Origin of the sequence: Leisingera sp. (genome assembly GCF_034669605.1) — a bacterium.
GTDB lineage: Bacteria > Pseudomonadota > Alphaproteobacteria > Rhodobacterales > Rhodobacteraceae > Leisingera.
In genome coordinates, this window is record NZ_JAXMOX010000186.1 from 1 (window position 1) to 9,170 (window position 9,170).

The window sequence follows — 9,170 nt, forward strand, 5'->3', positions numbered from 1 at the left end:
CGGACTGAAAAGTTGTTCTGTGGTAAGCTTAGGCACAGTTCAGGCCCCGCAAATTGCTGGCGTCCGATGGATGGACTGGCTGGAGCATTGTGATCGCCAGCGAGGGCCGCGCAGACAGCAGACGATGAGGCGTTGCATTACCGGCTGCCGGCAATCGGTGCCTGTCGCTCTCAATGTACCGAGCTTTCTGAACGGCACTCGTTACTGAGCGCGCCGTGAATTCTGCGTCTGTTGCGCGCAAAAACAGCCCCTTCGGGCAAAGTCTTAAATAGTATTCCGGCATTCTGCCCATTCCAAATCAGGATTCACCCGATCATCACGTTACCGGCAGCCAGTTGACAAAGTGTTATCAGCACAAACAGGGGCCGCCTTTGATCAAGGCGGCCCCTGTTTGTGTGAACGGACCCGCAGTCCACCGGAAACCCTAAGGGCGCGCCAAGTCGGTGCCAACTTTGGTCAACAGATCAGCAATGCCGCCGCGGGTGCCCGCGCTGCTTTCGACCAAGGCCCGTGCATGGGCCAGCGGAGACAGACCTTCCGGATCTTGCGCAGTTTCGCCAATTTGTGTGGTGACGGAAGCAACCGCGCCGAATTGCGCGTCATCTCCCGCCTCCATCGCTTCGATGGCTCCCAGGTTTTCTGAATGCCAGAACCCCCGGGCAGCTGCATCGGCCTCATCTTCGGCAAGAAGGTACTCTCCGGCCCGGCCGTATTCACCATTGCGCCACAAAGCTTTCGCACGCATCCGGTTGGCTTCGGAACCGTCCAGCCCCATCAGCTCGACAAGGGCCCGATGCGGTTTGTCCAATTCCAATGCGGCCTCGGCCATCATCAGGCGCCGGGCTTCGTTTTCCGGCTCCAGCGCGAGCTTGGCCAGCAGGTTCTGTGCTTGTTCGGCAAATCCAAGGTCCAGCAGCCGCCGGGCGACAGCCGGTGCTACCGGCGCAGCTTCCGTTGCGCTTGCCTGACCCGAGAAAACCAGTGCGTACTGCAAGAACGTCACGTCATCCGCACGTTCCGCCAACAGCAGCATCAACGGTTCCAGCGCTGCCGACCTCGCCTTCGGGCCGTCCTGCTCAGACAGGCTGTTCAGTTCTTCAAATGCCTCCTGAAACTGCCCCATCAAGGCCAGCGAAGCGACCTGCGCCTGACGCAACTCCGACCCAAGCTCAGTGCTGCGGTTTTCAAGTTCATATGAGGCAATCAAATCCGGCACATCAGGAGACAGCGCCTTGCGCTCCTTTACGCTGAGGGCAACCAGATCAATCAATGCCGCCGGTGCATTTCCGGTTCGTTCCGCAACCTCGCTGGTAAGCTCTTCGGCCATCTTTTCGGTATTGCCCGCCAATTCCGCAATGGCCGCCTCAGCCAAATTGATTTCCGGAACGTCCTCGACCCCGGTGCGGTCAACCGCTCTCAGCACCGCCTCGGCGATGTGATGATCTCCGGCTTCGGCAAACATCTTGCTGATCCGCGGCCCCAAGTGCACCCGCAGGTGGGTCGGCATTTTGGAGAAGGCTTGCTGAATGGCATCGGTATTGGCGCTTTTCTTGAGCAAACCATCTGCCAGGGCGCCCCACAGGGCACTGTCGCCTCCGCAAACTTGCTGTCCTGAGAACGGATGGTTCACCGGCAGAACGGCCCCATCCATCAGCATCGCCATTGCATCAAGGAACTCGTTTTCCGGCGCATCCTGATCTTCCGGCGGGAGAATCGTCAGAATGGAGCGGGCTTCTGCGCCAAAACCAAAATAAAGATACATCCGTGCAAGCGCAAATACACTTGCTGGATTCACATCATCAAATTCCCGGACCAAGGCGCTGCGCAGCGGTGCCAGCTGATCCGCAAACGGGCTTTCGTTGCCCCAAGCATAGACTGCAACACGACGGTCTTGCAAACAATGCTCTGCTTTACCGCTGCCATCAGCCAAGGCAGCCATCAGCCCGGTTTCACGATCGATTGCGGACGTGACCGAGATGTGATCCAACGGGTTCAATGGCCTGTCTGCAGGGCCCAAAGGATCCAATCCAACGGCGCGGTCCCCGCTTGGAAACCCATTTGCAGCCACATTCAAAAGACCCTGGTTTGCGGCCCGTCCGATCTGTTGCAGCAGCCGCTGCTCGGAATCCTTGACCGCTGCCGCGCGTTCAGTCTCTTCCATATTGAACAGCATTCCGGTTTCAGGCAGCCCGGATGCCGCTTTGGATATCACGGTTTCTGTCTGAACCGGAACGCGGTTGCGATCCAGCAGCAAAGCAAGGTCCCCAGCTTCTTCTTGCTGTTCGGCGGCGCTCGGTTGCGGCGCGTCTTCGGTATCTTGCGGCCGGACCGATTGCGCCGGATCCGCCCGCCCGGCAACAGCCGCTGCCAGTTCCAGCGCCATCCGCGCGTCGGCCGCGGCCGATTGAGAGAAACTGAACCTGTAGCCAGTTTGCGCGGCCCGCGGGGTGAGCGGCAGAATACTCCCCTCAGCAGAGTACTGCGGCTGTGTTTCCGGCTTCCCTCCGTCACGGATATCGAGCACCAGGTAGCCATTCTCCTGCACATAGGAAGTGACTGTGCAAGCGCAGCCCAGCTGCATCCGCAGCGGCTGACCGGGCCCGTTCTGCGCCAGCGATTTCAAGCGGGTGCGAGGGATCAGGTCGAAGACCCGCGATGTATCGAAAACGGCCTCCGGCGCGTCAAGGTTCACTGTCGCCGTGGTGCCGCTTTGCGCCAGCGACCAACCCGCGCCATCCGGCAAGCGCATCACCAAGCGAGTGAAGCCATTGTGCTCACCAGAGCGGGTCACAATTGTCTGCGCCTGGACAGTGCCGGCCGTCAGAAGCGCTGCTGCGGTGGCAAGTGCTCGCCAAATCATGCTGCGTCCTGTTTCACCGATTTGAGGGCTTCTTCTAGCTCCGCAAAGCCGGGGCGGAAATGAGAAGGTGTGTTCTGGCGGCCCACCTCAATGCAGATTGCCGCTGCATGGTTATGCAGATTGGCCACCAGAACCTCACGGATAAGCTGGTAAAAATGCGCGTCTTCTTCGGTTACCGCTTTCACCTTGGTCGCAAAGGGACCCACGAGGCCATAGGCCAGAAACACGCCAAGAAAGGTACCGACCAAAGCGCCGCCAATCAGCTTGCCCAGAACTTCCGGGGGCTGATCGATGGAACCCATGGTTTTGATGATCCCAAGCACCGCCGCGACAATCCCCAGCGCCGGCAGCCCGTCTGCCAGGGTTTGCAAGGCATGGCTGGAGTGCATTGCATGGTGCAGGTTGGCTTCCATCCGCTTTTCCAGAACTTCTTCCACCTGGTGCGGATCGTCATAGTTCATCGAGGCCGACCGCATGGTGTCGCAAATCAGGTTCACGGTTTCCTTGTCGGCCAGAATCTTGGGGTATTTATTGAAGACAGAGGAGTTTTCCGGATCTTCGATGTGCTGCTCCACTTCGACCGGGTTGGCCCGCGCGATCCGGATCAAAGCAAACAGCAGGCACAGCAGGTCGCGGTAGTCATCCGGCTTCCACTTCGGTCCCTTGAACACCTTACCGATGTCCTTCAGCGTATGCTTGATACCGCCCATATCATTGCCGATCAGAAAGGCACCAGCTCCGGCACCACCGATCATCATCAGCTCAAAGGGCATGGCTTTAATGATGATCGCCATCTTCCCGCCGGCCAGGAGATAGCCGCCGAAAACCATGACAAAGATCACCACAATGCCTACAATCCCGATCATGGGTCCACTCCGAATTACATTTGTTTTTATTAGCTTAGGTGAGTCTTCCTAAGGAAAGACTAAGCGGCGGCGCCATATCATTCCTTCGGCACGGCGCCGTTACGGCCAGCCAGAACAACACTGATGGTATAGGCAGCTTCCGGGCTCAGACCTGCCATGATTCCCGCCGCAGCCTCGGGCTGCATCCGAGCGAGGAAACCGGCCGCAAAGGCAGGGTCCATTTCCTCAAACAAGGCCGCGGCCTCTTTGGGTTTCATCTGCTCATAGACCGACGTCAGACGCGTCACATCCGCTTCGGTAGCACCATCCGCCAACGCGAGGGTTGCCCGTAAATTCTCTTCTGCCTGTTCCAGCGCAGCCAGTTTCCTGTCGATCGCCTGATCAGCAATTTCCAGGGCTTTCATCCGGTCCTGAATTTCAGCTTCGCGGGTGGCTAATACCTGTTCCCGCTCCTTAAAGGCTGCCAGCATCGTTTGTAGCTCTGCAGAAGTGGGCATCGAGTCGCGCTGCGGTTGCCCCTTGTGAGGCTGCACTTCGCCGCCAGGATCCTGCAGGCTGGCCACTTCGCGGGCAATAGCAGGCCCCGCCTCAAGAGCCAGCCTCACAGCGGCAGAACCCATCAACAGCAGCGCCAGCATCATCAATGTGCCGCTGCGCCGGAACCGCCTGGTTTTCTTTGCTGCCTTTGCCATTACGCCACCCGGTTCTGGCTGCGGTTATGACGGACGAACATCAGGCCGGAAGGCTTTGCCTCGTCCTTTTCTTCAGCAGACGGCTGCGAATCGGCCTCGTAGGCGGCAGCCATCGCTTCGTCCTCGGCAGGGGGGCTGGCGGCCGGAGCCGCAGTTCCGGCCTCGGGGATGTCATGCATGGATGCCATCATAAGCTCCAGCCGCTGGGCCACCGATTCGGCCCGTCCAGTCAGTTGCTGCAGCGCCTTGCTGGAGCCATCGGACACATGTTGCGCCGATTGCAGCGACTTGTTCAGATCATCGACTTGGGCAGACAGCACGGCAACTGCACCGCCCACGCCTTTTTCCAGGTCATTGAACCGCTTCAGCCTGCGCGACAGCACCAGACAATAGAATCCGGCCCCCAGCGCACCAGCCGCAAGCAGGATATCAGCAATAATCTCCATCCTGTCCTCCTAGTTAAGTACGAAATCCATAATCAGCAGATCACGCACCCGGCCCTGGCCGGTTGCAATATTGATCCGACGCAGCATCTGCGCCCTCAGTTTCGGCAACGCCATCGGATCGGTCAGATCCTCCAGCTCCAGTGCTCTCAGATAGCTGTTCAGGACATCGATAACCCGCGGCAGGATTTTCTCGACCTCAGCCTGATGAGCCAGGTCGACTTCTAGTTGCGCGCGGAACCGCAAGTGTTTGATACCGCTACCTTTGCGCAGGGAAATCACAATCGGATCCATTTCGATAAAGGCGAGATTGGCGATATCCTCCGCCGTCTCACCACTGTCCACGCCTTCTGGCGCCGCTTCGGCCGCATGCAGCGGTTCGGGTGCTGCTTTCCGACCAAAGGAAAGAAGGCCTGACTGAACGGCAAAGAATCCTCCGCCTGCCCCTGCCAATGCCAGCACCACCCCGATGATCAGGGGCATTTTGCTTTTCTTGGTCCGGGCTTCTGCTTCCGTATCTGCTGCAGCGTCTGTCATGGCTATTCCTAAAACGTCGTGCAGCATCTTCATAACCTGCGAGGAACTAACCGAATGTTAAGGCCGATCCGTCAAAAAGGTTGCACGCCGGAGAGAACGCCGGTGCGACGGAGGTTAATGTGCAGCAGATCAAGAATGTCTGGGCTGAAATGGACATGCGAAAGCGTCTGATAGCCGTGGGTGCCACGGCAATTATGATTCTCAGCGTGATCGCGATGTCCCATGTGGCAAGCAAGCCAACAATGACACTGCTCTATGCCGGGCTGGAAAGCGGTTCGGCAGGAGATGTGGTGCGGGCGCTGGAACAGCGCGGCGCCAAATATGAAGTGCGTGGCAGCTCAATCTACGTGCCATCAACACAGCGTGACGAACTTCGGATGACACTGGCCAGCGAAGGCCTGCCCGCCAACGGCGGCAAAGGGTACGAGCTGCTCGATTCGCTCAGCGGTTTCGGCACCACTTCGCAGATGTTCGACGCCGCATACTGGCGCGCAAAGGAAGGCGAGCTGGCCCGCACTATTGTTGCCGGCCCGCATGTGAGCCAGGCACGGGTGCATATTGCCAATACCGGCTCGAATCCCTTTCAGCGCACCGTGGAACCCACCGCATCGGTTTCGGTCGTGCCGATGGGATCCCCCATCACACCTGCGCAGGCCAACGCCATCCGCTTTCTCATTTCGTCTGCGGTAACCGGTCTTGCCGTTGAAAACGTTGCAGTGATTGATGCCAACGGCGCGTTGATCGGGTCTTCAGATGCCACCGCAGCGGCCGGAGCCGGGACGGACGACCGTTCCCAGACGCTTCGCGACCGGGTGATGCGCCTGGTTGAAGCGCGCGTCGGCCATGGCAATGCGGTGGTCGAAGTGAGTGTCGCGACCGTCACCGATACCGAATCAATCCGGGAAAAGCGGGTGGACCCGAAAAGCCGTGTCGCCGTCAGCACTGACGTCGAAGAGCGCGCCGACTCCTCTACCAACCAATCCGGAGAGGTCACGGTCGCTTCCAATATTCCCGACGGAGACGCAGCCTCTGGCCAGGGTTCAAAAGCCAATACCAGCGCCACCCGGGAGCGGATCAACTATGAAATATCGGAAACCGAGAAAGAGATCCTTCGCGGCCCCGGGGCCATCAAGCGCCTGACCGTCGCCGTGCTGGTCAATGGCTCTGCAGTGACGAATGACGATGGTGAAACTGTCTTCCAGCCTCGGCCGGAGGATGAGTTGGCGGCCTTGCGGGAGCTGATTTCCGCCGCTGTCGGTTTTGACGCCGACCGCGGGGATGTAATCACCCTCAAATCCATGGAACTGCCGGCGGTGGAGCCGCAGGGTACCGTGGCCACAGCGTCCTTCATGGAGAACTTCTACTTTGATGCGATGTCGCTGATCCAGATCGCGGCACTGGCTCTTGTCAGCCTGATCCTGGGCTTGTTCGTTGTACGCCCGATCCTGTCGAATCAGGCAGTTCCGGTGGCAGCGCTGCCTGGTCCGGATGGTGGCGGGCTGCCCGGGTTGCCAGGAGCCGGCGGCGGCGGCTTCATGACCGCGCCGGATCTTGGTGCCGGACTCGCACTTGAGGGGGAAATTGAAAACAACGAAACCGGACAGTTCGAACCGTTGGGCGATCTGCCGGCAATGGGCACCGGTGGCGACATGATGGGAGCGGCCGGCTTTCCGGCATTGGGCGGCAGCACGGATGACCCGGTCGACCGTCTGCGCAACCTGATTGGAGAGCGGCAGGAAGAAACCGTCCAGATCCTCCGCGGCTGGCTGGAAGAAAACAAGGAGCAAGCCTGATGACGATTGCACATCTGCTCGAAGACTTCGGCATGAACACCTCTGCAGAGCCGGCCCTGCCGGCTGTTTCCGAGGAACTTATAGAAGAGCAGCGGCTGGCGTCATTCGAGAACGGCTACAGCGCCGGGTGGGATGATGCCGTAGCGGCGAAAGACAAGGAAAGCAGCCGGATTTCGGCCGAGCTGGCCAATTCTCTGGAAGATCTCAGCTTTACCTATCACGAAGCGCAAAATCAGCTGCTCGAATCGCTGGACCCGATGTTCAAGGTGCTGACCAGTGCGGTTCTGCCGGATGCTATGGCCGCGTCGTTCGGGCATCATATTGTTGATCAGCTTTCTGATATGGCCAAGGGGCAGACCGGCCAGCCGATGCAGATCGTGGTCTCTCCCGGGGAGGCGGCACCGGTGCGCAGCCTGCTGCCGGACAATTTCTCCGTTCCGGTCACCGTGCAGGAAGACAGTATGCTGTCTCCTGGCCAAGCCTATCTGCGCATTGGCAGCAGCGAATGCGAAATCAATTGCGACGCCCTTCTAGAATCGATCCAGGACTCGATAGAAGCCTTCACCTATCACGCAAAAGAGGACAGCCAGTATGGATGATGCAGCCGACCTGAACATGAAATCCGCTGATGCAAACAATCCCTTTGTCTCGGTTCCCGTCGAAGTTGTTGTCTCAGTCGGTAAAGCCCGGCCGCTGATCCGTGATCTGGTCAACCTTGGCGAAAATGCAATTCTGACTTTGGACAAACGTGTCGAAGACCCGGTGGACCTTTATGTCGGCGACCGGCTGGTCGCCCGCGGTCAGCTCGAAGAGCTGGAGGGAGATCAGGCTGGCCAGCTGGCCGTGCGCCTGACAGAAATTGCCGATCTTCAAAGCGGTTTGGGATGACACAAAAGACTATTGTGCGGGCGGTCCTGGCTGCAGCAATCCTGCTGGCCATGCCGCACACCGCCCTGGCTCAAGAACTGAGCCTTTCACTGGCAGACGGCGAATCGATCTCCGCCCGCTCGATCCAGCTGATCCTGCTGATTACCGTGCTCAGCCTGGCGCCTGGCCTGCTGATCATGATCACCTGTTTTCCGTTCCTGGTGACGGTGCTGTCGATCCTGCGCCAAGGTATCGGGCTGCAGCAGGCACCGCCCAACATGCTGATCATCAGCCTGGCGCTGTTCCTGACCTATTTCGTGATGGAACCCGTGTTTACCGAGGCCTGGACCACTGGCATCAATCCGCTGCTGGAAGAACGGCTGGAACCGGGAGTCGCCATCACCCGCAGTTTGGAACCTTTCCGTGCTTTTATGGCCAACCGGCTGGATCCGGACACGTTTTACGCAATTGCGGACCTCAGGCCGGAAACCCAAGGTATGGACCCGGTGCCCGAAGCCCCGCTGTCGGCGCTCGTCCCCAGCTTCCTGCTGTCGGAAATATCGCGCGCCTTTCAAATCGGTTTTCTCGTCTTCCTGCCATTCCTTGTCATTGATTTGGTTGTTGCGGCAGTCCTGATGTCCATGGGGATGATGATGGTGCCGCCTGCAATCGTGTCTCTGCCCTTCAAACTGGCATTTTTTGTTGTGGCGGATGGCTGGAGCCTGATCGCCACCGCTTTGGTACGCAGTTACTACCCCTGAACTCTGCCAATGATCTGGAGAAAGCCCAGGCACCTGTATGCTGGCCGGGCTTTCCCTTGATCGCAGTCACTGCAGACAGGCCCCCAAAATTGGGTCTGAGGCAATTCCGCAGCAGCTCCGACATGCCAAACACTATATTTCGGCAGGCTTTAACTGAGGCTGCCGACGGCTTCACAGTTTTCACGGCGGGTTGTTCTGCCAGCAGGTCTCAAGACCGGTCAGGCTGAACGTGTTAGGGTCAGGATGCATTGATTTCCGCCGCACTGCATGATTCACGGCTCGGAAAATGGAGCTGTGACATGAGCGATCTTTTCTGGCTGACCGACGAGCAGATGGCCAAGCTCACCCCCT

Annotated in this window: 9 protein-coding genes; 4 read left to right on the forward strand and 5 right to left on the reverse strand. The window is 58.9% G+C overall.

What is annotated here, in order from left to right:
• Nucleotides 1–424 precede the first annotated feature (424 nt).
• The 5 genes from VOI29_RS19280 to VOI29_RS19300 form a co-directional block, all read right to left on the reverse strand.
• Nucleotides 425–2,860 (reverse strand): hypothetical protein, encoded by a 2,436-nt coding sequence (locus VOI29_RS19280; RefSeq protein ID WP_323782448.1) that lies wholly within the window; start codon nucleotides 2,858–2,860, stop codon nucleotides 425–427.
• Nucleotides 2,857–3,726, reverse strand: a complete 870-nt coding sequence (gene motA, locus VOI29_RS19285) for a flagellar motor stator protein MotA (protein ID WP_024092250.1) — start codon at nucleotides 3,724–3,726, stop codon at nucleotides 2,857–2,859. Before motA ends, VOI29_RS19280 begins: the two co-directional genes overlap by 4 nt.
• A 77-nt stretch (nucleotides 3,727–3,803) precedes the next feature.
• Nucleotides 3,804–4,418, reverse strand: a complete 615-nt coding sequence (locus tag VOI29_RS19290; RefSeq protein ID WP_323782451.1) for a MotE family protein — start codon at nucleotides 4,416–4,418, stop codon at nucleotides 3,804–3,806.
• Entirely contained in the window at nucleotides 4,418–4,864 is a 447-nt protein-coding gene (locus tag VOI29_RS19295) for a hypothetical protein (RefSeq protein ID WP_323782455.1), read from the reverse strand. Before VOI29_RS19295 ends, VOI29_RS19290 begins: the two co-directional genes overlap by 1 nt.
• 9 nt (nucleotides 4,865–4,873) lie before the next feature.
• A complete protein-coding gene (locus VOI29_RS19300) occupies nucleotides 4,874–5,398 on the reverse strand; it encodes a flagellar basal body-associated FliL family protein (RefSeq protein WP_323782466.1) in 525 nt (174 codons plus the stop codon).
• Nucleotides 5,399–5,517: 119 nt separating this feature from the next.
• Here VOI29_RS19300 and fliF point away from each other — a divergent pair, with 119 nt between their 5' ends.
• The 4 genes from fliF to fliP are packed head-to-tail and all read left to right on the forward strand — an operon-like array spanning nucleotide 5,518 to nucleotide 8,819.
• Nucleotides 5,518–7,191 carry a flagellar basal-body MS-ring/collar protein FliF gene (gene fliF / locus VOI29_RS19305; protein WP_323782457.1) on the forward strand — a complete coding sequence of 558 codons (1,674 nt, stop codon included), beginning with the start codon at nucleotides 5,518–5,520 and terminating at the stop codon, nucleotides 7,189–7,191.
• A complete protein-coding gene (locus VOI29_RS19310; protein ID WP_323782460.1) occupies nucleotides 7,191–7,790 on the forward strand; it encodes an ABC transporter ATP-binding protein in 600 nt (199 codons plus the stop codon). The genes fliF and VOI29_RS19310 overlap by 1 nt, the downstream gene beginning before the upstream one ends.
• The gene (locus VOI29_RS19315; protein WP_024092244.1) at nucleotides 7,783–8,079 is read left to right on the forward strand and encodes a FliM/FliN family flagellar motor switch protein; all 297 of its coding nucleotides are present in this window, start codon (nucleotides 7,783–7,785) and stop codon (nucleotides 8,077–8,079) included. Before VOI29_RS19310 ends, VOI29_RS19315 begins: the two co-directional genes overlap by 8 nt.
• A complete protein-coding gene (gene fliP, locus VOI29_RS19320; protein WP_323782463.1) occupies nucleotides 8,076–8,819 on the forward strand; it encodes a flagellar type III secretion system pore protein FliP in 744 nt (247 codons plus the stop codon). The genes VOI29_RS19315 and fliP overlap by 4 nt, the downstream gene beginning before the upstream one ends.
• The last annotated feature ends 351 nt before the right edge of the window (nucleotides 8,820–9,170 follow it).

Excerpts from the sequence above, each read along its gene's own strand:
- VOI29_RS19280 (WP_323782448.1), bottom strand. The coding sequence starts at position 2,860 with ATGATTTGGCGAGCACTTGCCACCGCAGCAGCGCTTCTGACGGCCGGC.
- motA (WP_024092250.1), bottom strand. The coding sequence starts at position 3,726 with ATGATCGGGATTGTAGGCATTGTGGTGATCTTTGTCATGGTTTTCGGC.
- VOI29_RS19290 (WP_323782451.1), bottom strand. The coding sequence starts at position 4,418 with ATGGCAAAGGCAGCAAAGAAAACCAGGCGGTTCCGGCGCAGCGGCACA.
- VOI29_RS19295 (WP_323782455.1), bottom strand. The coding sequence starts at position 4,864 with ATGGAGATTATTGCTGATATCCTGCTTGCGGCTGGTGCGCTGGGGGCC.
- VOI29_RS19300 (WP_323782466.1), bottom strand. The coding sequence starts at position 5,398 with ATGACAGACGCTGCAGCAGATACGGAAGCAGAAGCCCGGACCAAGAAA.
- VOI29_RS19310 (WP_323782460.1), top strand. The coding sequence starts at position 7,191 with ATGACGATTGCACATCTGCTCGAAGACTTCGGCATGAACACCTCTGCA.
- VOI29_RS19315 (WP_024092244.1), top strand. The coding sequence starts at position 7,783 with ATGGATGATGCAGCCGACCTGAACATGAAATCCGCTGATGCAAACAAT.
- fliP (WP_323782463.1), top strand. The coding sequence starts at position 8,076 with ATGACACAAAAGACTATTGTGCGGGCGGTCCTGGCTGCAGCAATCCTG.